This window comes from Pseudomonas sp. TE6288, from assembly GCF_054062095.1.
This window is the reverse complement of the sequence record NZ_JBSSEW010000012.1, coordinates 115,264-139,315: the sequence shown is the minus strand read 5'-3', so window position 1 is coordinate 139,315 and position 24,052 is coordinate 115,264. Positions and strand designations below refer to the sequence as shown.

20 protein-coding genes are annotated in these 24,052 nt (G+C 66.3%); 9 read left to right on the top strand and 11 right to left on the bottom strand.

Annotated elements, in window-relative coordinates; genetic code table 11:
• The first annotated feature begins 63 nt into the window (after positions 1-63).
• The 3 genes from ampD (at position 64) to ACVWY1_RS14420 (ending at position 3,691) form a co-directional block, all read left to right on the top strand.
• On the top strand, positions 64-630 hold the full coding sequence (gene ampD / locus ACVWY1_RS14430) for a 1,6-anhydro-N-acetylmuramyl-L-alanine amidase AmpD (protein ID WP_102682512.1): 567 nt from the start codon (positions 64-66) through the stop codon (positions 628-630).
• The gene (ampE, locus tag ACVWY1_RS14425) at positions 627-1,457 is read left to right on the top strand and encodes a regulatory signaling modulator protein AmpE (protein WP_198755211.1); all 831 of its coding nucleotides are present in this window, start codon (positions 627-629) and stop codon (positions 1,455-1,457) included. Before ampD ends, ampE begins: the two co-directional genes overlap by 4 nt.
• A 221-nt stretch (positions 1,458-1,678) precedes the next feature.
• Positions 1,679-3,691 (top strand): methyl-accepting chemotaxis protein, encoded by a 2,013-nt coding sequence (locus ACVWY1_RS14420; protein ID WP_111531691.1) that lies wholly within the window; start codon positions 1,679-1,681, stop codon positions 3,689-3,691.
• Here ACVWY1_RS14420 and ACVWY1_RS14415 read toward each other — a convergent pair.
• Together ACVWY1_RS14415 and cra are read right to left on the bottom strand one after the other, a co-directional pair.
• Positions 3,681-4,496: a TatD family hydrolase gene (locus ACVWY1_RS14415; protein WP_277502940.1), complete on the bottom strand. Its 816-nt coding sequence runs from the start codon at positions 4,494-4,496 to the stop codon at positions 3,681-3,683. The genes ACVWY1_RS14420 and ACVWY1_RS14415 overlap by 11 nt on opposite strands.
• Positions 4,497-4,498: 2 nt before the next feature.
• A complete protein-coding gene (gene cra, locus ACVWY1_RS14410) occupies positions 4,499-5,494 on the bottom strand; it encodes a catabolite repressor/activator (RefSeq protein WP_102682508.1) in 996 nt (331 codons plus the stop codon).
• Positions 5,495-5,790: 296 nt separating this feature from the next.
• Between cra and ptsP the strand changes: the two genes are divergently transcribed.
• From ptsP to ACVWY1_RS14395, 3 genes are read left to right on the top strand one after another with little or no spacing between them, the layout of a single operon-like run.
• Complete coding sequence (gene ptsP, locus ACVWY1_RS14405) at positions 5,791-8,640, top strand: phosphoenolpyruvate--protein phosphotransferase (RefSeq protein WP_457378430.1); 2,850 nt, start codon at positions 5,791-5,793, stop codon at positions 8,638-8,640.
• Positions 8,640-9,587 (top strand): 1-phosphofructokinase, encoded by a 948-nt coding sequence (gene pfkB / locus ACVWY1_RS14400; protein WP_457378429.1) that lies wholly within the window; start codon positions 8,640-8,642, stop codon positions 9,585-9,587. Before ptsP ends, pfkB begins: the two co-directional genes overlap by 1 nt.
• A complete protein-coding gene (locus ACVWY1_RS14395) occupies positions 9,587-11,302 on the top strand; it encodes a PTS fructose-like transporter subunit IIB (RefSeq protein WP_277502943.1) in 1,716 nt (571 codons plus the stop codon). Before pfkB ends, ACVWY1_RS14395 begins: the two co-directional genes overlap by 1 nt.
• Positions 11,303-11,338: 36 nt before the next feature.
• On the opposite strand, the gene lepB is transcribed toward ACVWY1_RS14395, so the two are convergent.
• Together lepB and ACVWY1_RS14385 are read right to left on the bottom strand one after the other, a co-directional pair.
• Entirely contained in the window at positions 11,339-12,115 is a 777-nt protein-coding gene (gene lepB / locus ACVWY1_RS14390) for a signal peptidase I (RefSeq protein ID WP_457378428.1), read from the bottom strand.
• A 66-nt stretch (positions 12,116-12,181) separates the two neighbouring features.
• Positions 12,182-12,406 (bottom strand): DUF3820 family protein, encoded by a 225-nt coding sequence (locus ACVWY1_RS14385; RefSeq protein ID WP_110700583.1) that lies wholly within the window; start codon positions 12,404-12,406, stop codon positions 12,182-12,184.
• A 203-nt stretch (positions 12,407-12,609) separates the two neighbouring features.
• Between ACVWY1_RS14385 and ACVWY1_RS14380 the strand changes: the two genes are divergently transcribed.
• A complete protein-coding gene (locus tag ACVWY1_RS14380) occupies positions 12,610-13,086 on the top strand; it encodes a ferritin-like domain-containing protein (protein WP_094010256.1) in 477 nt (158 codons plus the stop codon).
• A 31-nt stretch (positions 13,087-13,117) separates the two neighbouring features.
• Here ACVWY1_RS14380 and ACVWY1_RS14375 read toward each other — a convergent pair whose 3' ends face one another.
• On the bottom strand, positions 13,118-14,614 hold the full coding sequence (locus tag ACVWY1_RS14375; protein ID WP_110700680.1) for a GGDEF domain-containing protein: 1,497 nt from the start codon (positions 14,612-14,614) through the stop codon (positions 13,118-13,120).
• 461 nt (positions 14,615-15,075) lie between these two features.
• On the opposite strand from ACVWY1_RS14375, the gene ACVWY1_RS14370 reads away from it, so the two are divergent.
• The gene (locus ACVWY1_RS14370) at positions 15,076-15,315 is read left to right on the top strand and encodes a hypothetical protein (protein WP_102682502.1); all 240 of its coding nucleotides are present in this window, start codon (positions 15,076-15,078) and stop codon (positions 15,313-15,315) included.
• A gap of 44 nt (positions 15,316-15,359) precedes the next feature.
• Entirely contained in the window at positions 15,360-15,563 is a 204-nt protein-coding gene (locus ACVWY1_RS14365) for a DUF3077 domain-containing protein (protein WP_457378447.1), read from the top strand.
• A gap of 103 nt (positions 15,564-15,666) precedes the next feature.
• Here the strand turns inward: ACVWY1_RS14365 and ACVWY1_RS14360 are convergent, their stop codons facing one another.
• From ACVWY1_RS14360 to ACVWY1_RS14335, 6 genes are all read right to left on the bottom strand, one after another.
• A complete protein-coding gene (locus ACVWY1_RS14360) occupies positions 15,667-16,977 on the bottom strand; it encodes an OprD family porin (protein ID WP_457378427.1) in 1,311 nt (436 codons plus the stop codon).
• A gap of 205 nt (positions 16,978-17,182) precedes the next feature.
• Complete coding sequence (locus ACVWY1_RS14355) at positions 17,183-17,407, bottom strand: hypothetical protein (RefSeq protein WP_023631633.1); 225 nt, start codon at positions 17,405-17,407, stop codon at positions 17,183-17,185.
• A gap of 130 nt (positions 17,408-17,537) precedes the next feature.
• Positions 17,538-18,941, bottom strand: coding sequence for a heavy metal sensor histidine kinase (locus ACVWY1_RS14350; protein ID WP_457378426.1), 1,404 nt, complete (start codon positions 18,939-18,941; stop codon positions 17,538-17,540).
• A 48-nt stretch (positions 18,942-18,989) separates the two neighbouring features.
• Positions 18,990-19,661 carry a heavy metal response regulator transcription factor gene (locus ACVWY1_RS14345; protein ID WP_139668704.1) on the bottom strand — a complete coding sequence of 224 codons (672 nt, stop codon included), beginning with the start codon at positions 19,659-19,661 and terminating at the stop codon, positions 18,990-18,992.
• A 9-nt stretch (positions 19,662-19,670) separates the two neighbouring features.
• Positions 19,671-22,763: a multidrug efflux RND transporter permease subunit gene (locus ACVWY1_RS14340; RefSeq protein ID WP_457378425.1), complete on the bottom strand. Its 3,093-nt coding sequence runs from the start codon at positions 22,761-22,763 to the stop codon at positions 19,671-19,673.
• Positions 22,760-23,923, bottom strand: a complete 1,164-nt coding sequence (locus ACVWY1_RS14335; RefSeq protein WP_457378424.1) for an efflux RND transporter periplasmic adaptor subunit — start codon at positions 23,921-23,923, stop codon at positions 22,760-22,762. Before ACVWY1_RS14335 ends, ACVWY1_RS14340 begins: the two co-directional genes overlap by 4 nt.
• Positions 23,924-24,052: the final 129 nt, after the last annotated feature.

The window sequence follows — 24,052 nt, the reverse complement described above, 5'->3', positions numbered from 1 at the left end:
CAAGCACTGGCCGCCCACGGCATACTGACCATCTGTCTCGGGCGTCATTTCAGGATCTGCACCATGCAATTGGACCGCGCGACCGGCTGGTTCACCGGCGTCAGCCACTGCCCCTCGCCGAACTTCAACGCCCGCCCCGAAGGTGAGGCCATTGCGCTGCTGGTCATCCACAACATCAGCCTGCCTCCGGCCTGCTTCGGCACCGGCAAGGTGCAACAGTTCTTCCAGAACCGCCTGGACCCGGACGAGCACCCGTACTTCGCGACCATCAACCACCTGACCGTCTCGGCGCACCTGTTCGTCGAGCGCGATGGCGCGGTGACCCAGTTCGTCTCGTTGCTCGACCGCGCCTGGCATGCCGGCGTGTCGCGCTTCGGCGAGCGCGAGGGCTGCAACGATTTTTCCATCGGCATCGAGCTGGAGGGCACCGACGAACTGCCCTACACCGATGCCCAGTACGCCACCCTGGAGCGGCTGACCCGCGAGATCCGCGCGGCTTGGCCAGTGATCGACGCCCAGCGCATCTGTGGCCACAACGATATCGCCCCGCAGCGCAAGACCGACCCGGGCCCGGCATTCGACTGGCTGCGCTACCGGGCTGCCCTGCAACGCAACGAGGACAAGGCATGAGTTTTCTGGTGTTGGTGCTGGCATTGTGGGTCGAGAAGTTCTCGGCCCTGCGCCAGCGGTTGCAGCGCGACAGCTTCTATCTGGGCGAGCTGGTGCGCCTGGAGCGCAGCGGCAAGGTCCACCCGTGGTGGACGCTGAGTATCCTGATCCTGGCACCGGTGGCGCTGCTCGTGCTGCTTTTGCATGTGCTGGAGCCGGTGGCCTATGGCTTGCTGGCGTTGCCGGTGCACCTGCTGGTATTGATCTACAGCCTGGGGCGCGGCGATGTAAAGGCGGCGCTGGGCCCGTTTCGCGACGCCTGGCGCCGGGGTGACGAACAGGCCGCGCTGCACGTGGCCGAGCGCGACCTGGGGTTGGCCGCCGACGATGCCCAGAGCTTGATCAAGCGGGTTCAGGGCCACCTGCTGTGGCAGGCCTACCAGAGCTTCTTCGCGGTGATCTTCTGGTACTTCCTGCTCGGCCCGGCGGCGGCGCTGGCCTACCGCCTGCTGGCGCTGACCATGGACAACAGCCGTCAGCCCGCCTTGCAGAGCCTGGCCGGGCAACTGCGCCACGCCATGGACTGGCTGCCGGTACGGGTGATGACGGTGAGTTTCGCCCTGGTCGGCAACTTCGTCGCGGTGACCCGCGTGATGCTGCACGAGCTGCTCGACTGGCACGTCAGCGCCGGGCACCTGGTGGCCAAGGTCGGCCGGGTGGCCGACGACATCCCTGAGGAAGAGGACCGCCAGCGCGGTCTTGAGCGGCTGGATAGCCTGTGGGAGCTGCTGCTGCGCTGCGCAGTGCTGTGGTATGCCTGCTTCGCCTTGTGGACCGTGCTGGTCTGAAAGACTTCTAGTGCCTCCCTGTAGGAGCGGCTTCAGCCGCGATCACCCGCGAAGCGGGTGCCAGGCTCCGCGGTGCCTGCATCGCGGCTAAAGCCGCTCCTACCGAGCCGCGCTTAACCATAAGTTACAAACCTTGATTCCAATCTGCGCTATACAAGGCCACTGGCCCTAGATGGCCTAGTGCTACCCCGCAGAACAACAAGAATTCAAGGAGGTGACCTGTGAAGCGTCTGCTCTATCCGGCCATCGCACTGATGAATCGGCTGAGCTTCGGCATGAAGTTCAGCCTGATCAGCGTCCTGTTTTTCCTGCCCATGCTGGTCACCAGCTTTTATCTGGTACGCGACGCCTACAGCCAGCTCCAGGCCACCCGTGGCGAATTGCAGGGGCTGGCGCCGTTGTCCGAGAGCCTGACGTTGCGCGGCGACCTGGAGACCCTCGGCAACCTGCTGCAGATCAACGCCGTGCTGGGCCAGTCGGGCCAGGCCGGCGATGTGGAAAGCCGTATCGCGGCGCTGCAGGACAAGGTCCAGGCCCGGCTCGATGGCCTCAAGGGTAGCGACCCTGCGTTCGAGGCCAAGCGTGCCGAGCTGGCCGAGGCCTTTGCCAGTGCCCGTGACGAAAGCTCGCTGCAGAACAAGGCGGCGCTGTTCGACAAGTTGCTGGCCCAGGCCCAGGTGCTGGGCAAGCTGGTGGCCAGCCAGTCGGGGCTCAGCCAGGACAGTCAGGCCTCGGTGCGTCAGTTGAGCGAGCTGCTCGGCAATGCCACCGCCCAGGTGACCCAGGCCATCGGCGAGGGCCGGGCAATGGGCGCGGTGGCCCTGGGCCGTGGCTTCATGGACTCCTCGGGCAGCGCGCGTTTCGAAGACCTGCTGCAGCGTCTGGAGCGCTTGTCCGCCGATTACGCCATTCGCCTGGATGACGCCCTGGCAACCGATGCCGGGCTCAAGCTCGCGCTCGCCGGTAGCGCCCAGGCCAGCCAGGCCACCGTCAAGCAGGCGGCGACCCTGTTCGAGGACCAGGTGGTGGTGGCCGAGAGCCTGGACGCGCCGTGGGCCGGTTTCTACCAGCAGACCAGCGACCTGATGGCGCAGACTTACCGCTTGAACGATGCCGTGCTGGCCCATCTGCACGGGCAACTGGAAGAGCGCCTCGGCCAGCACCGCCTGCGCACGGTCGCGCTGGTGGCGGCCTTGGCCTGCGTCTTCGCATTGATCATCTACCTCTACAGCGGCTTCTACGTCTCCACCCGGGAAACCCTCGGCAACCTGGGCACCGCCATGGACAAGGTGGCCGCCGGCGACATGACCATCAGCTTCCAGGCCAGCAGCCGGGACGAACTGGGCGAACTGGGGCGTGGTTTCAACGAGACCGTGCGGCGCATTCGCGGGCTGATCGAACAGGTCGGCAAGACCGTGTCCACGGTCGAGGAGCAGGCCGGCCAGGTGCTTTCGGTGTCGAGCCGCAGCAACCAGGCGGTCAGTGGCCAGCGCGAGCAGATCGAGCAGGTGGCCACGGCCATGAACCAGATGAGCGCCACCGCGCTGGAGGTCGCCCGCAGCGCGGCGCTGGCCGCCGAAGGCGCGCAGCGGGTCAACCATGAGAGTGCCTCGGGCCGCGACCTGGTGGAAAGCCAGCAGGGCAGCATCGCCCGCCTGGCCGGCGAGATCGACCAGAGCGTGGCGGCGGTTAACCAGCTGGCGGGCGACAGCCAGGCCATCGGCCGGGTATTGGAGGTGATCCGCAGTATCGCCGAGCAGACCAACCTGCTGGCCCTCAACGCTGCCATCGAAGCGGCCCGGGCCGGTGAGCAGGGCAGGGGGTTTGCCGTGGTCGCCGACGAGGTGCGCACCCTGGCCAGGCGCACCCAGGACTCCACCGAGGAGATCGCGCAGATGATCCAGCGCCTGCGCGAAGGCGTGGGTGCGGCGGTGCGGGTGATGGGCAGCAGCCACCAGATGGCCGCTGGCACCGTGGACGAAGCGCGCCAGGTGCAGCAGGCACTGGGCAACATCCTTGGCGCGGTGGGCGGGATCGTCGAACAGAACCAGCAGATCGCCGCCGCCGTCGAGCAGCAGACCGCCGTGGCCCATGACATTGACCAGAACATTGTGGCGATCAACCGTGCGGCGCAGGACACCACCGAAGGCGCTTGTCAGACCGAAGATGCCAGCCGGGCGTTGTCGGCGCAGGTGGTGGAGCTCAAGCGGTTGATCGGGGCGTTCAGGGTGTGATCGAGGCCGACGCGGATCCTGTGTCGGACTGCCAGCCAAACACCCCGCAGGCATTGCGACTGCTGGCCTCTGCCAGCAGCGTTGTCTCGATCCCCATGACTTCGGCCAGCGCCCCGGCAATCTCGGGAAGGTGCTCGGGGCTGTTGCGCTGCCCCGGGAACATCGCCGGCGCCATGTCCGGCGCGTCGGTCTCCAGCACCACGCTGTCCAGCGGCAGCCTGGGCAGGGTCTTGCGCAGGCGTAGTGCCTGCGGCCATGTCGCGGCGCCGCCCAACCCCAGCTTGAACCCCAGCTTGATGTATTCCCGCGCCTCCTCGTAGCTGCCGGCAAAGGCATGGATGATCCCCGCCCGCGCCGGCTTGTAGCGCTTGAGCGTGGCGATCACCTGGGCGTGGCTGCGGCGCACGTGCAGCAGCGACGGCAGCTCGAAGTCGCAGGCCAGTTGCAGCTGGGCCTCGAACAACGCCTGCTGGCGCGTCGGGTCCAGTTCGGGCAGGTAGAAGTCCAGGCCGAACTCACCCACCGCGCACAGACGTGGATTGCCGCGCAGGCGTTCGAGCCAGTCGCGCAACTGCGCCAGGTGCTCGGGAAGGTGCTGCTCGAGGTAGATCGGGTGCAGCCCCAGTGCCGCGTACACGCCTTCGTTGGCGCAGGCCAGGTCCCAGACTCGCTGGAAATTGTCCTGGTACACCCCCAGCACCACCATGCGCTCCACCCCGCGCGCCGCCGCGTTGGCCAGCAGGCGCGGGCGGTCGGCGTCGAAATCGGCGAAGTCGAGGTGGGTGTGGGTGTCGATCAGGCGCATGGTCAGGCCTTGGCGATCCGCTGCTTGAAGGTGCGACCGATGGCGTGCACGCCGGGCTCGTAGCGCTTGTCCTCGATGGCGGCCAAGGCCAGTTCCAGCGCGGTGGCGGCGATCAGGCCGTGCTGCTGGGCCATGGCATTGACCGGCAGCGGCAGGAAATCGAGCAACTGATTGTCGCCGAAGGTGCCCAGCTGCAGCTGGCGTGAGTCGTCGGGGCGCGCCTGCAGCGTGTCGAACACACCTTGCAGCAGCACGTACGAAGTGGTCACCAATGCATCCGGCAGGCCACCCAGTTCATCGATCAGCTGTTGCATCAGGCGTTGGCCGCACTCGCGGCTGAAGGCTTCGCCCTGGTAGCGGCGCACTTCGCCGTCGAAACCTTGCAAGGCTTCGTCGAAGCCACCGGCGCGGGCCTGGCTCACCGACAGCTCGGGGCGGGCGCCGATCAGGGCGATGCTGCGCGGGCGGGTTTTCAACAGGCTCTGGGCCAACTGGCGGCTGGCGTCGCGGTCATCGCTGATCACCGAGCAGAAGTGCGCCGGGTCCAGGCGCCGGTCGATGGCGATCACCGGCAGGCCCTTGGCCTGCAGCTCGCGGTAGCTCTCGTCTTCCGGCGGCAGGCAACTGGCGACGAACAGTGCGTCGCAGCGCCGGGCACGGAACAGCTGCTGCAATTGGCGTTCGCTGTCGGGCTGGTCGTCGCTGCTGGCGATCAGCAGTTGGTAGCCACGGGCACGGGCGCCTTGCTCCAGCTGCTTGGCAATGCGGGCGTAGCTGGGGTTCTCCAGATCCGGGAGAATGAAGCCCAGGGTGCGGGTGTGGCGGCTGCGCAGGCCGGCGGCCTGGGGGTTCGGGGTGAAGCCGTGGGCCTCGACCACCGCACGCACGCGCTCGACGGTGCTGCTGCTGATGCGCTGCTGTTCGGCCTTGCCATTGATGACGTAGCTGGCGGTGGTCACGGACACACCGGCCAGACGGGCGATATCGCTGAGTTTCACCGAATTTTCCTTGTTGTTTCCGGGACTGCCTGCGGGGCTTGACCGGCTAGTTTCACCCATCGACGGACCCGCGCGCAGACGACCATTGTCGCAATTGTCCGACAGGATGGGGCTTTTTCGTTGGCAGATTATCGAGTAACGTGGCCGCTTGGTCAGATTAAACGTTTCAGCAAGGCGAATTTTCCTGCCTGAAAATCAGTCTTCGCCGGTTGTGCTGATCGTTTCGGCGGCTTTTGCCGTCGAATTCCACAACAATACCTCGGTAGCCGACGGGGCTGCCGCAAAAGGAGAGGGTCATGCTCGAGCTTGCCGTTGAGCAGATTGCCATGGGCCAGCGTGCCGCCGACAAAGGCGAGGCACTGGCGCTGCTGGCCGATCGACTGGTTGCCGATGGTCTGGTCGCCGAGGGTTACCTGGCGGGGCTGCAAGCCCGGGAGGCACAGGGCTCGACCTTCCTCGGCCAGGGCATCGCCATCCCCCACGGCACGCCGCAGACCCGCGAGCTGGTGTTTGCCACGGGCGTACGCCTGCTGCAGTTTCCCGACGGCGTGGACTGGGGCGACGGCCAGATCGTCTACCTGGCCATCGGCATCGCCGCCCGCTCCGATGAACATCTGCGCCTGCTGCAACTGCTGACCCGCGCCCTCGGTGAAACCGACCTGGCCGAGGCGCTGCGTCGCTCCGGTAGCGCCGAGGCACTGCTCAAGTTACTGCAAGGAGCGCCACGCGAGCTGGCGCTGGATGCCCAGTTGGTCGGCCTCAACCTGGCGGCGGAAGACTTCGACGAACTGGCCTGGCGCGGCGCTCGTCTGTTGCAACGCGCCGGTTGTGCCGACAGCGGCTTTGCCGCCGTGCTGCAGCAGACCGAGCCGCTGCCGCTGGGTGAAGGGCTGTGGTGGCTGCACAGCGAACGTGAGGTGCGCCAACCGGGGTTGGCCTTCGTCACCCCGCAACAACCGTTGCGCTACCGCGATCAACCGCTCAATGGCCTGTTCTGCCTGGCCAGCCTTGGAGCGGCGCATCAAGCCCTGCTCGAGCGCCTGTGCGAGGTGCTGATCGAGGGCCGTGGGCAGATGCTCTACCAGGCCACCAGCAGCCGCGCCGTGCTCGAAGTGCTCGGCGGCGAGGCGCCCGCCGACTGGCCCAGCGCCCGGATAGTGTTGGCCAACGCCCATGGCCTGCATGCTCGCCCTGCAAAGGTACTGGCGCAGCTGGCCAAGGGCTTCGAGGGCGAGATCCGCATACGGCTGCACGACAGCGCCCAGCCCGCCGTTTCGGTCAAGAGCCTGAGCAAGCTGCTCAGCCTCGGCGCTCGCCGTGGCCAGGTGCTGGAACTGATCGCCGAGCCCGATATCGCCGCCGATGCCTTGCCGGTACTGCTGGCAGCCATCGAGCAGGGCCTGGGCGAGGAGGTGGACCCACTGCCGCCCACAGCGGTGCAGGAAGAGGCGCTGATGTCCGCCCTGCAGGCCCCGACGCCAGGCAGCACGCTGCAAGGCGTCGCTGCGGCGCCGGGCATCGCCAGCGGTCCGGCCCATGTCCAGGTCGAGCGCGATATCGACTACCCGCTGCGCGGCGAGTCGCCTGCCCAGGAGCGGGCCAGGCTGCGCCAGGCCATCGACACGGTGCACGCCGATCTTCAGGCCCTGGTGCAACGCAGCGACAAGGCCATCGGCGAAATTTTTGTCACCCATCAGGAAATGCTCGCCGACCCGGCCCTGACCGACGACGTCGAGCTGCGCCTGGCCCAGGGCGAAAGCGCCGCCGCTGCGTGGATGGCGGTGATCGAAGCCGCCGCCCGTCAGCAGGAGGCCCTGCACGATGCGCTGCTGGCCGAGCGCGCCGCCGATCTGCGCGATATCGGTCGTCGGGTGCTGGCGCAACTGTGCGGCGTCAAGGACAGCGCCGAGCCAGAGCAGCCCTATGTGCTGGTGATGGTCGAAGTCGGCCCTTCGGACGTGGCGCGCCTGGACCCGGCACGGGTCGCCGGCATCGTCACCGCGCAGGGTGGCGCCACCGCCCACAGCGCCATCGTCGCCCGGGCCCTGGGCATCCCGGCGGTGGTCGGGGCCGGGGCGGCCGTGCTGTTGCTGGAGAGCGGCACGCCGCTGCTGCTTGATGGCCAGCGCGGGCAGGTCGTGGTTGCGCCAGCCGAGTCCGAGTTGCAACGAGCCCTGGCAGAGCGTGATGCCCGCGAGCGTCGGCTGCAGATCGCCTGGGCCAACCGCCATGAGCCCGCGCGGACACGCGACGGCCATGCGGTCGAAGTGTTCGCCAACATCGGCCAGAGCAACGGCATCGACAAGGTGGTGGAGCAAGGTGCCGAAGGCATCGGCCTGTTGCGCACCGAACTGATCTTCATGGCCCACCCGCAACTGCCCGATGTGGCGACCCAGGAAGCCGAGTACCGCCGGGTGCTCGATGGCCTGGACGGACGGCCACTGGTGGTGCGCACGCTCGACGTCGGGGGCGACAAGCCCTTGCCGTACTGGCCGATCGCGGCAGAGGAAAACCCCTTCCTCGGCGTGCGCGGCGTGCGCCTGACCCTGCAACGCCCGCAGGTGATGGAAGACCAGCTGCGCGCTTTGCTACGTGCTGCGGACAACCGTCCGCTGCGTATCATGTTCCCGATGGTCGGCCAGCTCCATGAATGGCGCGCCGCCAAGGCCATGGTCGAGCGCCTGCGCCAGGAGATCCCGGTGGCCGACCTGCAGGTGGGCATCATGGTCGAGGTGCCGTCGGCCGCCTTGCTGGCGCCGCAACTGGCCCGTGTAGTGGATTTCTTCAGCATCGGCACCAACGACCTGACCCAGTACACCCTGGCCATCGACCGCGGTCACCCGAGCCTGTCGGCACAGGCCGACGGCCTGCACCCGGCAGTGCTCAACCTGATCGACATGACCGTGCGCGCCGCCCATGCCCAGGGCAAGTGGGTGGGCGTGTGCGGCGAGCTGGCGGCCGACCCGCAGGCGGTCGCCGTGCTGCTGGGCCTGGAGGTGGACGAGCTGAGCGTCGCCGCCCGCAGCATTCCTGAAGTCAAGGCCCTGGTGCGCCAGGCCGACCTTTCGACGGCCCGCGCCCTGGCGCGCGAGGCCCTGCAACAAGACAGCGCCGAGGCAGTCCGGGCGCTGGTGGAGCGTTATTGATGGCCAAGATCCTCACCCTCACCCTCAACCCGGCGCTGGATATCACCATCAGCCTCGACCGCCTGCGACCCGGCGCGGTCAACCGCAGCCAGGCGCAGCACAGCCATGCCGCCGGCAAGGGGCTGAACGTCGCCCAGGTGCTGGCCGACCTGGGCCACAGCGTCACCGTCGGCGGTTTCCTGGGGCAGGACAACCTGGCGCCGTTCGAGGCGCTGATTGCCTGGCGTGGGTTCGCCGACTGCTTCGTCCGCGTGCCGGGCGAGACCCGCAGCAACATCAAGCTGGTCGAGGCCGATGGCCAGGTCACCGATATCAACGGGCCAGGGCCGCAGGTCGACGAGGCCGCCCGCAACGCCTTGCTGCAACGTCTGGCCCACGTAGCCCCGGGGCATGACGCCGTGGTGGTGGCCGGGAGCCTGCCACGGGGGATCAGCCCCGAGTGGTTGCGCGAGCTGCTGCTGATGCTCAAGGCGCAGGGTCTGAAGGTGGCCCTGGACACCAGCGGCGAAGCCTTGCGCGCAGGCCTGCAGGCCGCGCCCTGGCTGGTCAAGCCCAACACCGAGGAGCTGGGTGAAGTCCTCGGGCTGCCGGTGCAGGGCGCGGACGAGCAACGCGCGGCCGCACGACAGCTGCTCGCCACTGGCGTCGAGCATGTGGTGGTGTCCCAGGGCGAGCAGGGCGTGAACTGGTTCGCCGCTGGCCTGGCGCTGCATGCGCAACCGTCGAAAGTGCGCATCGCCAGTACCGTCGGCGCCGGTGATTCGCTGGTCGCGGGCATGGTCCATGGCCTGCTCCAGGCCGAAGCGCCCGCCGCTACCTTGCGTCGCGCCACCGCCATCGCCGCCCAGGCAGTCACCCAGGTCGGCTTCGGCATTCACGACCGTGAGCAACTGGAGCGCCTGGAAGCCGCCGTGCGCCTTACAGAACAACAAGAAGAGGGCTGCTGATGAACATTGCCATTGTCACCGCCTGCCCCAACGGCCAGGTGTCCAGCGTGCTCAGCGCCCGCTTGTTGGCCGCCGCGGCCCAGCGTCGGGGCTGGAAAACCTGCGTCGAGGTGCACGACGCCGAACACCCGGAGCTGCGCCTGACGCCAACGCAGATCGCCGAGGCCGACTGGGTGCTGGTGGTCAGCACCGGGCCGGTGGACCTGACGCGCTTTGCCGGCAAGCGCCTGTACCAGAGCACGCCGGCCCAGGCCCTGGCCGACCGTGAAGGCTTCCTCGACGAGGCCGCTGCCGGCGCCCAGGTGCAGGTGGCGCAAACCCCGGTGCAGGGTGCGCCGAAGATTGTCGCTGTGACCGCCTGCCCGACCGGCGTGGCCCACACCTTCATGGCCGCCGAAGCCCTGCAACAGGCGGCGCAGGCCATGGGCTACCAGCTCACCGTGGAAACCCAGGGCTCGGTCGGCGCACGCAATCCGCTGCCGGCCGAGGCCATCGCCGCAGCCGATGTGGTGTTGCTGGCCGCCGATATCGAAGTACCGGCCGCGCGCTTCGCCGGCAAGCGCATCTACCGCTGCGGCACCGGCATCGCCCTCAAGCAGGCCCGCGCCACGCTGGACAAGGCACTGGCCGAGGGCAAGGTGGAGGCAGCGGGGGCGACCGGCGCGATGCCGCCGGCCGAGAAGACCGGCGTCTACAAGCACCTGCTGACCGGAGTCTCGTTCATGCTGCCGATGGTGGTGGCTGGCGGTTTGCTGATCGCCTTGTCGTTCGTGTTCGGCATCGAGGCCTACAAGGAGCCCGGCACGCTGCCCGCCGCCTTGATGCAGATCGGCGGCGAGGCGGCGTTCAAGTTGATGGTGCCGCTGCTCGCCGGCTACATCGCCTGGTCCATTGCCGACCGCCCGGGCCTGGCGCCCGGGATGATCGGCGGCCTGTTGGCGAGCACGCTCGGGGCGGGGTTCATCGGCGGCATCGTCGCCGGCTTCCTGGCCGGCTACAGCGCCAAGGCCATTGCCCGCTGGGTGCGCCTGCCCAGCAGCCTCGACGCGCTCAAGCCGATCCTCATCATCCCGCTGCTGGCCAGCCTGTTCACCGGCCTGGTGATGATCTACGTGGTTGGCCAGCCCGTGGCGGCCATGCTCGCGGGACTGACCCACTTCCTCGACAGCATGGGCACCACCAACGCCGTGCTGCTCGGGTTGCTGCTCGGCGGCATGATGTGCGTGGACCTCGGCGGGCCGATCAACAAGGCCGCCTATGCCTTCTCGGTGGGGTTGTTGGCTTCGTCGAGCTACGCGCCGATGGCCGCGACCATGGCCGCCGGCATGGTGCCGCCGATCGGCCTGGGCATCGCCACCTTCCTGGCCCGGCGCAAGTTCGCCCAGAGTGAGCGCGAGGCCGGCAAGGCGGCGCTGGCGCTGGGCCTGTGCTTCATCTCCGAGGGCGCGATCCCGTTCGCCGCCAAGGACCCGCTGCGGGTGATTCCGGCGAGCATCGCCGGCGGCGCGCTGACCGGGGCCTTGTCGATGTATTTCGGCTGCAAGCTGATGGCGCCCCATGGCGGGCTGTTCGTGCTGCTGATCCCCAACGCGATCAACCATGCGCTGTTGTACCTGCTGGCCATCGTCGCCGGCAGCCTGCTGACGGCGGTGGTGTACGCGCTGATCAAGAAGAGCGAGCAGGTGGAGATGGTCGTGGCGCCGGCCAAGGGCTAGGCCGGCAGACTCCATCGCGGGGCAGGCCCGTGCTGGTTATTCGAAGGTGGTGCCGATACGCTGGCGGTTCTTCGAGTACCAGATCCCGGTGATTTTTGCCGTCACGTCCGCTACCGCAACCTGGCCGTCATAGCGACTGTCGTTGCTGTTGTCGCGGCGGTCACCCAGCAGGTAGATGTGCCCGGTCTCAATCACCGTCGGTGCCAGGCTCAGCGACTCGGGACGGCGTACATGCTCGGGCGCTGCATGAAACAGCCCCAGGTTGCGCCCATTGACGATCACTTCGCCATTGACGATCTCCAGCCGGTCGCCGGCAACCCCCGCCACACGCTTGAATGCCTCGCCATTGCGATAGCGGTACAGCACGATATCCCCCACCTTGGGCGCTGCGCTCAAGCGCGTGTCGCTGATGATGTGGTCGCCGATCTGCAGCGTCGGCTCCATCGAACCTGAAGGGATCTGGCTGAGTTGGTAACCAAACAGTGGCCCGCGCAGCACCAGCAGCAGGGCGGCCACGCCTATCACCGCCGCAGCGTAGGCAACCAGGCGTGCGCCGACGGGTTCAGCCCTAGCGCGGCCGCGCCACACAAGGCCTGCGGCCAGGCACGCCGAGCCGAACTTCAGCGCCAGAGCGACACCCAGGCCGACGATCAATGCCCTGGGCGTGGCGAACAGGCCGATCAGCAAAAAGTCGGCGAGGATCAGGCCCAGCAGTATCAATGCCCAGCGCAGCCGGCCCACGTAGAAAAGCCCCCACCCGGCGACGAGCAGCGAGATGACGAAAGCCGAGGAGGCGGATTGGCGAGCTTGCATGAGCGGTGGTTCGTCCTTGAGTTAACGATGTAATTGTTTCGGCAGGTGGCGTGGGCTCTTGATCGTTCAGCGGCGCGGCATCTTTGCCCGCAGCGGCACCAGCAGGTCGCCCAGGCCGTTGTGGTCGATCTCGTGCATCAGCGCCAGCAACCCGCCCAGCTCTCCGGGTGGGAAACCTTTACGGGCAAACCATGCCAGGTAGTCCCCGGGCAGGTCGGCGATGATCCGCCCCTGGTACTTGCCAAAAGGCATGGTGCGGGTGACCAGCAGTTGCAGGGTTTCGGGTCTCATCGGGGCGGTGGCCTGTGGCGGTTGAAGCGCGACCTTACTGCAAACTGCACGACGACCCAAGCGGCGATCATGCAGAACGCCGTTTAACGGTGTGTTTATGAAATCTTCAAGTTACTGATTTATATGATTTATTTTTATTTGCTGGGCCTGGCACGAAGCCTGCTCCGATCAAGGTGACTATCACCTGCCAAGGAGTTGTTGCCATGAGTAACCCCAACAAAGACACGATCGACGTACTCAACGACCTGATCGAGTACAGCAAGGATGGTGAGAAAGGCTTCAAGACCTCCGCCGAGGATGTGAAGAACCCTGAACTGAAAGCGTTCTTCGTGCAACGCGCCAGCGAGTGCGCCAGCGCCGCAGCCGAGCTACAAGGCGAAGTGCGCCGCCTGGGCGGCGATCCGGAAACCAGCACCAGCATCAGCGGCGACCTGCACCGTGGCTGGGTCAACCTCAAGTCGATGGTCACCGGCAAGGATGAAGAGGCGGTGCTCAATGAAGTGGAGCGTGGTGAAGACCATGCGCTGAAGGCCTACAAGGAAGCCCGCGAGAAGCTGGTCAAACTGGGGCGCTCGGCCAATGACACTTCGTATGCCTTGGTAGAGAAACAACTGCAGGGCGTGCAGCGCAATCATGACCAGGTGAAGGCTCTGCGTAACGCAGCCCGAGCTCGGTCCTGATCAGCATGGGGCCGTGTAACGGCCCCATGACTCACCCCTCGGGTCCTTCCACCCGATTCCGCCCATTGGCCTTGGCTCGATACAACGCCTCGTCCGCATCGCCCAGCAGCGCCGCCAGGTCCTGATGGGTACCGGGGATATGCAGGCCAATCCCCACACTGACCGTCACCGACCGCTCGTCATCGCCGAATGGCGGCATCGCCTCGACACTGGCGCGAATCCGCTCGGCCAGCAACCGGGCGCCGGCCAACTCGGTTTCCGGCAGCACCACCTGGAACTCCTCTCCGCCGTAACGCGCCGCCAGGTCCGCAGGGCGGCGGATGCACAGCTCGATGGTGGTGGCCACCTCGCGCAGCACATGGTCGCCACCGGCATGGCCATGGCGCTGGTTGAAGGCCTTGAAGTGGTCCACATCCACCATCAACACCGCCAGCGGCTTGCGGTTGCGCTGGGCGCGCGCCCATTCCTGGCGCAGCACCTGGTCGAGGCGGCGGCGGTTGGCAAGGCCGGTGAGGCTGTCGGTGGCGGCGAGGGTGGCCAGGCCCAGTTCGGCATCGTGGCGCCGACGTAGCTCGCGGCCCAGCAGCAAGGTCAGCCAGAGGATGCCAATGCACAACACGCCAGTGGCCACGCTGACCACGATCGCGGTACGCCGCCACGACTGGAACACTTCATCGGCCGAGTGGGCCACCAGCACGATCAACGGCAGGTCGGCGACCCGGGCGAAGGTGTAGAGGCGCTGGCCCTCATAGGCCGTCGAGCGGGCGGTGAAGCTGCCGCTGCGTTCGCTGAGGATGCGCTTGAAGTTGGGGCGCTCGCTGAAGCTGGTGCCGATCAGTGGATCCTGCGGCCGGGTCGGCTGGCGCGCCAGCAGCTGGCCATCGGTATTGAGCAGGTTGATGCTGCTGTCCACGCCGATGTCCAGGCGCTGGAACAGTTCGTTGAAATAGGACAGGCGCAAGGCCCCGGCGGCCAGGCCCTGGAACTCGCCGTTGGCGCCGGAGATGCGCCGGCTGAAACTGATGCACCAGTCCAGGTTGCCCAGCCGTGCCTTGAACGGCGGGCTGATCAGCAGGCCCAGGCCCGGGCGGTCGCGGTGCGCCTGGAAGGCCACGGTGTCGGCGAAGTTGGCCTGGCGCGGCACCGCGCTGGTGGAGTCGCCGAGCACGTCGCCCTTGGCGTCGAGCCAGAGAATGTCGCCGCGCACCGGCGCGGAGAAGGCCTGGTTGAACAGGATCTGCTGGCGCAGCTTGGTCGGCACGTTGAGCAGCTCGGGGTGCTGCACGGCCCAGATCAGGCCCTTGAGCGACTGGTCGTAGAGTTCGACGTTGCGCAGGATATCGCTTTCGATCAACTGCACGATGTTGCTCGACGAGCGCATTTCCGATTGCTCGACGCTGTCGCGCTCGCGGGCCAGCAGGTAGCCGACGATGGCCACTATGGCGAGCACGGCGAGGCAGCTGCCCAGGTTGAGGACCAGCTCGGGGTGTGACTTGTACAGGGCGGATCGTGGTGATCGGGTGGGCAACGTCATGCTCGCAACTGCATAAGCCCCGGGATCCATGGGGAGTGGGCCGGAAAGCGGCGGCGGTATTTTAGGCAAGGCGCGATTGTCGGACAAGATCAAAGGTGTTTTGCCCGACGGAATTGATTCAGTGGGCCTGCGATGGGATGTACGACATTTCCGAATCTGAAACCAAATGCTTCAGTTGGGCTGTGCTTGGGACCTATCCTACGCGCTTGCCGGAAGGGTCTGGATAGGCCGGGAAATGCATCAGGGCTAACGTCGTCGGGTCGCCAAATTTGGTGACCGGGTGTGAGAACCTGACGATATGTCTTTCGGCCATTTCAATGGCAGCCGTGTTCGGGCAGACCTCTGGTCTGGCCGGGTTTCATGTCCTCGGTTTCTCACCCCGTACACGGTTGCCACCTAATCCCGTGAGAAAGGTTCAAGTGGCGAATTTCTTCAATCGACATGAGCGATTTTGAATGAAAAAGCTAGTACCTGACCCACCCATCCCCTACATCTCCATCATCGACCATCTGCCCCTCGCCGAAGTCTGGGAGCATGCCGCAGTCCTGATGACCATGATGACCCGCACCTGCGATGTCTACATGGCCTTTCCCGTGGATGAGCGTCCGGAGATCCTGGTGGAGAACATTTCCATCCTCAGCCGGCTGCTGAGCTGCCTGATGGCCCACGCCAGCTCGCTGGAGGAGCAGCCATGAGCGAGCAGCCCGATATGCCCGTCACCGCTGGCGACTAGACTTTCCTGGAATGTTATCGCGTGCTGCCGGGTGTGCCCTTGAGCCGGGCATTCGATGAGCTGTCGGTATTGCAGGATTGCATCCTGCACCTGACCACCGAGGCGGAAATGGAAGGGGACCTGAAAGCGGGGAGTGCGGCGCGGATGCTCAGCGCCATGGCCAAGGCGCTGATCAATGACCTGGAAACAGGGCTGAAAAGAAACAGTTGAAGCAGAGCATCGCCGGCAAGCCGGCTCCCACAAAATAGCGCTGTACCTGTGGGAGCCGGCTTGCCGGCGAAACGAGGGCGTAGCCCTCGCCCGCGATGATGGATCAGAACACGTTCAACGGATAATCCACGATCACGCGGAATTCGTCGTTGTCCTGGATGTTCGAGTACGCCGCGTTGGCCCGGTGCGTGGCATAGCGCAGCAGCACCGACAGGTCCTTCAGTTGGCCTTGCTGGAACACGTACTTCACGTCGAAGTCGCGCTCCCAGTGCCGGGCATTCTCGCCGTCGGCGTTATAGAAGGCGTAGTACTGGGTGTCCTGGCTGGCCTTGGTCAGGTCGGCCTTGCCGCGCGAGTACGACAGCGAGGTGCTCAGGCCCGGCATGCCGAGGCCGGCGAAGTCATAGTCGTACTGCAGCTTCCACGAGCGCTCGTTCGGCGCGTTGAAGTCCGAGTACATGCGCGAGTTGTCGAGGAAGATGCTGTCGCCCAGGTTGATGTAGTCGAACGGCGTGTCGCCATTGACCCGCTGGTAGGCGGCGGTGACGCTGTGGTACCCGGCGGCGACGGTGAAGTGCACGCTCCAGGTGTTGTTGTCGATGCTGCCCAGCTTCGACTGGCCGGTGTCCTGGGTGTGGTAGAAGTGCACGCCCGGGTTCAGGCTGACCAGGTCGTTGACCTGGTAGGTGTAGTCGAAGTCGGCGTAGTACTGGTTCCAGATGTCCTTCAGCTCGGCGGCGTAGAGGTTGGCGGTGACGCCCTCGGTGCCGCTCCACGACGCACCGGCCCAGCTCAGGTTCTGGCTGTCCTGCTCGGGCGTCTGGTTGCTGTAGTAGGTGTTGATGCGGCGGTGGCCGCTCTGGTTGTACGGCTTGGTGAAGCTGACCTTGCCGCCTTCGAGCATCAGCCCGTCTATGCTGTTGTTGGTCAGCGCGACGCCGCGGAAGGTCTGCGGCAGCATGCGGCTTTCGCCACCGGCGATCACCGGGTTGGTGAGGAACAGGTCACCGGCCTTGAACTCGGTGTCGAAGCCCTTGAGCTTGATCGCGCCGCCGGCGGTGGAGAAGGCATGGCGCGCCTTGTCCTCCGGCGCGCTCGGCAGGATCGAGGTGCCGGCGCGGCCATCACCGCCGTCGAGCTTCAGGCCGACCATGGCGTGGGCGTCGAGGCCGAAGCCGATCACGCCAGGCGTGTAGCCGGACTCGAAGCGCGCCACGGCGCCCTGGCCCCACTCGCGCTTGTCCTTGATCGAAGCATTTTTCTCGTTGCGGTTGAAGTAGGCATTACGCAAATGCAGGTTCAGCGTGGAACCCTCGATGAAGCCATCAGCCTTGTCTTCATCGGCCTGTGCGGCCACGGGCATCGTTGCGGCCAATGCAACGAACAACGGGGTGAAACGAAACGCGAAAGACACCGGTACAAACTCCTTTGGTCAAGCGATGGGGCAGTTTTTTATTGTCGTGTCTGCAAGTTCTTATTAGAGACGTAACAGCCAGGCTGAGATTTCCGACGCATAAAAAAAGCCGCTGAAAGGCAGCGGCTTTGAAAGGCTAACATATCGTCACAGGCAGTGCCCATGGTGTAGCCCAGGGAAAACTGGAAACAGTTGGCGTGGTCGGTCAACTATCGGCATCGGTATCGACAGATACCTTGGAAGCGGTCTGCTGTGCGTCTTTAGCCGCAGCGGACTGCTGCGCGGCGTAGGCGTCACGCGCCTCTTGGTGAACCGCGGCGAGTTCGGCGTTGCGGGCGACGAAGGCCGGGGATTCTTCCGCCATGGCCAGGGGCGACAACAACAGGGAAGACAGGACGAAGACGCTGGCAATACCCATACTGTTGGACATTTGGAACAACCTTCTTGCGGGGCAAGTGCTAATGGAGACAGGGCTAAAGTTAGTCCTGTAAACAGCGGGGAAACAGAGGCTGTTCAGATAAGCACTGTTGCGCAAAAAGTAATGATCGCGGCAAAAACACTCAGACTTTTACCGCAAACCCGCGTAGTTGAGCGCTCGGCAAGTTGATACCGAAGGTATTGGCCCCGGCCTCGCTGTGCACGAAAACACTGCCGCCGTGCATCAGGGCGATTGCCTTGACGATGGCCAGGCCCAGTCCGTGGTTGCCGCCGCCGCTGTTGGCGCGGGCCGCATCCACCCGATAGAAGCGCTCGAACAGCATCGGCAGGTGTTCATCGTCGATCGCCGGCCCCGGGTTGCTCACGGCGATGCTGACCTGCTCCTCAGTAGCCTCGATGCGTACCTGGATCGCCTGGTGCGGCGCGGTGTGCTGCACGGCGTTGTTCAGCAGGTTGATCAGCGCCCGGCGCAACTGGGCCTTTTCGATGCAGGCCTGGGCATCGCCGCTGACGGTGACGCTGACGTGGGCGTCTTCGAGGATGTAGTCGAGGTAGTCGAGGGTGGTGGCCACTTCCTCGGCCAGTGAGGCCTGGGTAAGGGCGGTGGCCTTGCTGCCCTGGTCGGCGCTGGCCAGGAACAGCATGTCGTTGATGATGCTGCGCAGGCGCTCGAGTTCTTCGAGGTTCGATTGCAGCACCTCGAAGTAGTGCTCGGCGCTGCGCCCGCGGGTGAGGGCGACCTGGGTCTGGCCGATCAGGTTGGTCAGCGGCGAACGCAGTTCGTGGGCGACGTCGGCGTTGAAGGCTTCCAGTTGCGAATAGGCCTGGCTGACGCGGTCGAGGGCGGCATTGAAGGTGCCGGCGAAGCGTGCCAGTTCAGGCGGCAGGTCGCGGGTCTGCAGGCGGCCGTCCAGGCGTGGCGGCGCCAGGGCCTGGGCCTCGTCGGAGAGGGCCAGCAGTGGGCGCAGGCCAATGCGCGCGACCCAGTAACCAAGCAGCGAGGCCAGCACCACGCCGAAGGCCGCCAGGCCGACGATAGCCACCAGCAGACTGTGCTGGGCCTGCCAGAACGTCTCGGTATCGATGCCGATCAGAAAGCGCAGCGGCGGGCGCTCGCCCAGGGCGGGCAGAGCGCTGACCAGCACCTTGTAGGGATAGGGGCTGTCGCTCAGGCGCAGGTCGCGCATGCCCTCCGGGCCGTCGGCGAAAGCGCGGACCTGTTCGCTGGGCTGGCCATACTCGAAGGCCGGATTGCCGCTCACCACCCAGAAGCGGATGCGCCGGTCTTCTTCGCCGAGCAGGTTGAGCTTGTTGTTGATCTTGGCCCAGTGCTCGGGGGTGCCGTAGCGGTTGAGGGTCGATTCGAGCACGCTGAAGCGCGCATCGAGCTCGGCTTCAGGCAACAGGTCGAGGCTGCGATCGACCTGGCGGTACAGCGCGCTGCCGATCAGCACGAACACGGCCAGGGCGACCATGGCGAACAGCGCCGACAGGCGCAGGGCGATGGAGTTGCGTAAAGGATTCATGGGGCGGCACCTGTGGCCGACGCGTGGGAGCGGGTACTGCCGCAGGCTTCAGCCACGGTTTTCCAGGACATAGCCCATGCCTCGGATGGTATGCAGCAGCTTGTTGTCGAACGGCCCGTCGAGCTTGGCGCGCAGGCGCTTGATCGCTACCTCGACGACATTGGCGTCACTGTCGAAATTGATGTCCCAGACCAGTTCGGCGATGGCTGTCTTGGACAGGATCTCGCCCTGGCGCCGGGCCAGCACGCTGAGCAACGAAAACTCCTTGGCGGTCAGGTCCAGGCGCTGGCCGGCGCGGCTGGCCTTGCGCGCCATCAGGTCGATCCACAGGTCGGCGACCTGGATCTGCAACGGTTCATGAACCGCGCTACGTCGGGTCAGGGCCTGCAACCTGGCCACCAACTCGAGGAACGAGAACGGCTTGCCCAGGTAGTCGTCGGCGCCTTCGCGCAGGCCGTGGATGCGGTCCTCGACCCGCTCGCGGGCGGTGAGCATGATCACCGGCGTCTGCTTGCGCGCCCGCAACGCACGCAGCACCCCGTAACCATCGAGGCCAGGCAGCATCACGTCGAGCACGATTACCGCGTAGTCACCTTCGAGGGCCAGGTGCAGGCCGTCGATGCCGTCGCGTGCCAGGTCGACGGTAAAGCCCTGCTCGGTGAGGCCGCGATGCAGGTAGTCGGCGGTTTTTTCTTCGTCTTCGATGATCAGCACACGCATGGTCTTGTCTCAACTGGCGGTCGGCGCGGGGGCGACGGTGGCCCGGCGGCGGCGGTGGAACAGACGCTCCAGGGCCAAGTATATGACCGGGGTGGTGAACAGCGTCAGGGCCTGGCTCACCAGCAGGCCGCCGACCACGGCGATGCCCAGTGGCTGGCGCAGTTCGGCGCCGGCGCCGAAGCCGAACATCAGCGGCAGTGCGCCGAGCAGCGCGGCCAGGGTGGTCATGATGATCGGGCGGAAGCGCACCAGGCACGCCTGGTGGATCGCCTGCTCCGGCGTAATGCCGTGGTTGCGCTGGGCTTCGAGGGCGAAGTCGATGAGCAGGATGCCGTTTTTCTTGACGATGCCGATCAGCAGCACCACGCCGATCAGCCCCATGATGGTGAAGTCCTGGCGCATCGCCCAGAGCAGGATCAGCGCGCCCAGGCCCGCCGAGGGCAGGGTGGAGATGATGGTCAGCGGGTGCACGAAGCTCTCGTAGAGCACGCCAAGGATGATGTACACCGCCACCAGCGCGGCGAGGATCAGGTAGGGCTGGCTCGACAGTGAACTCTGGAAGGCCTGGGCGGCGCCCTGGAAGTTGCCGGCGATGGCGTCGGGCATGCCCAGTTCGCGCTGGGTGCGTTCGAGGATCTGTACCGCATCGCCCAGGGCCACGCCGGGGGCCAGGTTGAACGAGAGGTTGGCCGCCGGGAACAGGCCGTCGTGGCTGATCGACAGCGGCCCGGTGCTGGGCGGCGCGACATGGGCCAGGGCCGACAGCGGCACCATCTCGCCCGACAGCGGCGAGCGCAGGTAGAAAAAGTTGAGGCTCTCGGCCTTGCCGCGCTGGCGGGCGTCCAGTTCGAGGATCACCTTGTACTGGTTGGTCTCGGTCTGGAACTCGCTGATCTGCCGCTGGCCGAAGGCATCGTACAGCGCCTGGTCGACGTCGGTGGTGGTCAGGCCGAAGCGCGCCGCGGCCTGGCGGTCGATATCGATGCGGGTGACGCTGGCGCCCAACTGCAGGTCGTTGGACAGGTCACGGAACGCCGGATTCTCGCGCAGGCGTTCGGTCAGGCGCTGGGTCCACAGGTTCAGCGCGACGCCGTCATTGCTCTTGAGCACGTACTGGTACTGGGTGCGCGACGGCCCGGAGCTGAGGTTGATGTCTTGCCCTGCGCGCAGGTACAGGACGATGCCGGGAACCTGCGCCAGTTTCGGGCGCATGCGGTCGATCCATTCGCTGGCCGACACATCGCGTTCGCCACGGGGCTTGAGGGAGATCCAGAAGCGCCCGTTGGCGATGGTCTGGTTGCTGCCGGTGACACCGACCGAATGGGAGAAGGCGCGCACCGCCGGGTCGGCTTCGATGATCTTCGCCAGGGCCTTGTGCTTCTCGATCATCGCGGGGTAGGACACATCGGCCGCCGCCTCGCTGGTGCCGAGGATGAAACCGGTGTCCTGCAACGGGAAGAAGCCCTTGGGGATGGCCACGTAGCCGACCACCGCCAGTGCCAGGGTCAGGCCGAACACGCCGAGGGTGACACGCTGGTGCGCCAGGGCCCGGTCCAGGCCCTTCTCGTACCAGCGCACCAGGCGCTGGCCGAAACCGTCATGCTGTGCCTCGGGGCGGCGCATGCACAGCGCGGCGAGGGTCGGCGCCAGGGTCAGCGAGACCACCACCGAAATCAGGATGGTCGCGGTGGCAGTCAGGGCGAACTCCTTGAACAGCCGGCCGACCACGCCGCCCATGAACAGCAGCGGAATGAACGCGGCGATCAGCGAGAAGCTGATCGACACCACGGTGAAGCCGATCTCGCCGGCGCCCTTGAGCGCGGCCGTGCGGCTGTCGTCGCCGGCCTCCAGGTGGCGGTGGATGTTTTCCACCACGACGATGGCATCGTCCACCACGAAACCCACGGCGATGACGATGGCCACCAGGGTGAGGTTGTTGAGGCTGAAGCCAAACACGTACATCAATGCGCAACTGGCGATCAGCGACACGCCGAGCACGCTGGAAACGATGAAGGTCGCCGACCACTGGCGCAGGAACAGCGCCATCACCCCGATCACCAGGGCCACGGCGATCAGCAGGGTCAGCTCCACCTCGTGCAGCGAGGCGCGAATGGTCTGCGTGCGGTCCTGCAGCACCGACACCTCGACCGCTGCCGGCAACATCTCTTGCAGGCGGGGCAGGGCAGCCATCACCCGGTCCACGGTGTCGACGATGTTCGCCCCGGGTTGGCGGAAGATCACCAGGTTCAACCCCGGCTGTTCGCCGGACCAGGCCCTGACGTAGGCGTTCTCGGCGCCGTCGATCACCTTGGCGACGTCGGCCAGGTGCACCGGGGCGCCATTGCGGTAGCTGACGATCAGCTTCGCGTAGTCCTCGGGGTGGAACAGCTGGTCGTTGGCGGCGAGGGTCGACACGCTGTGTTCGCCGTACAGCGCGCCCTTGGCCAGGTTGAGGCTGGTCTGCTGGATGGCCTGGCGGATGTCGGCCAGGGTCAGGCCGATGGCGGCGAGCTTCTCGGGCTGGGCCTGCACGCGGATGGCCGGGCGCAGTTGCCCGGTGATGTTGATCAGGCCGACGCCGTCGATCTGGCTGAGCTGGCGGGCCAGCAGGGTCTCGGCGTAGTCGCTCAGTTGGTTGCCGGGCATCTGCGCCGAGCTGACGGTGAGGATCAGCACCGGGCTGTCGGCGGGGTTGACCTTGCGCCAGGTGGGCGGGCTGGGCAGGTCCTGGGGGAGGCGCGCGGTGGCGGTGTTGATCGCCGCCTGGACCTCCTGGGCGGCGGTGTCGATGTTCTTGTCCAGGGTGAATTGCAGGATCAGGTTGGTCGAGCCCAGGGCGCTGCTGCTGGTCATCTGGGTCATGCCGGGGATGGCGCTGAACTGCACCTCCAGGGGCGTCGCGACCGACGAGGCCATGGTCTCGGGGCTGGCGCCGGGCAACTGGGCGGTGACCTGGATGGTCGGGAAGTCGGCCTCGGGCAGCGGCGCCACCGGCAGGCGCGGGAAGGCGATGGCACCGAGCAGGACCAGGGCGAAGGTCAGCAGCAAGGTGGCGATGGGGTGGTCGATGCACCAGGCCGAGACCCCGTTGCGGGTGTTCATGGCTGGCTCCTGCTTTCGGCCATTTCCGCCGGGGCAGGGGTGTCGGGGGTGACCTCCACGATGCTGCCGGGCTTGAGTCGCGACTGACCGTCCAGCACCAGGCGATCGCCGGCCTTGACCCCGGCAATGACATTCAGCGTGCTGTCCTGGTACACCACCTTGACCGGTACGGCGCTGACCTTGTCGCCGTCCAGACGGTAGACGAAGTGGCCGTCGATGCTGCGCTGTACCACCGGTGGCGGCACCACCAGGGCGTCCTCGTCCACCGCTGTGCGCAGGCGCACGGTGACCAGCTGGCCCGGCCACAGACGTCCGTCCTGGTTGGCGAACTCGGCCTTGACCCGCACCGTGCCGGTGGTGGCCGAGACCTGGTTGTCGATCAGCATCAAGTGCCCCTTGGCGAGCAGGCTGCGTTCGCCGTCGGCGTCCAGGTAGGTCTCCACTTCGGCGGGCGTGGTTGAGTTCAACAGGCCCTGCAGGACTGGGAGCTGCTGTTGGGGCAGGGCGAATTCCACGGCGATCGGGTCGATCTGGGTGACGTTGAACAGGCTCTGGGTGTCGCTGGTGCGGACCAGGTTGCCAGGGTCGACGTTGCGAATGCCGACGCGACCGCTCACCGGCGAGCGGATCTGCGTGTAGCTGAGCTGCACCGCGGCATTGTCGATGGCCGCCTGGTTGCCCTTGATCGTCGCCTGCAACTGGTTCACCAGCGCCTGCTGCTGGTCGAGGGTCTGCTTGGACACGCCGTCGTCGCTGCTCAGCAACTGGTAGCGCTTGAGGTTGACCTTGCCCACCTGCAACTGCGCCTGGGTCTGGCCGAGCTGGGCACGGGCCTGGTCGAGGTTGGCACGGATCGCCCGGTCATCGAGGGTGGCCAGCAGGTCGCCCTGCTTGACCCACTGGCCTTCCTTGACCAGCACCTGGGTCAGCACGCCCTCGACCTGCGGGCGCACCTCGACGCTGTGCAGCGACAGCACCGAGCCGATGGCGCTGAGGTAGCGCGGCACGTCCTGCTGGGCCACGGCTATCACTCGCACCGGTATCGTGCTGGCGGCGCGGTTGGCCGGAGCTTCGCGGCGCGGCCCCAGCCAGGCGCCGATGGCGACCAGCAGGACCAGGGCCAGGGCGGCGAGTACGAGGAGGCGGGACGGACGTCGCATCGGGGTGGGCACCTTGGCCAAGGGGCTGGGAAATGGATTCGGCTATTACAGGGTTATAGCGCGCCGACCGGGTCGGCAGCGTGACGCCAGGCTGTCACGGCTGTCAGTTTCGGTGGGTTGATGGCCAAG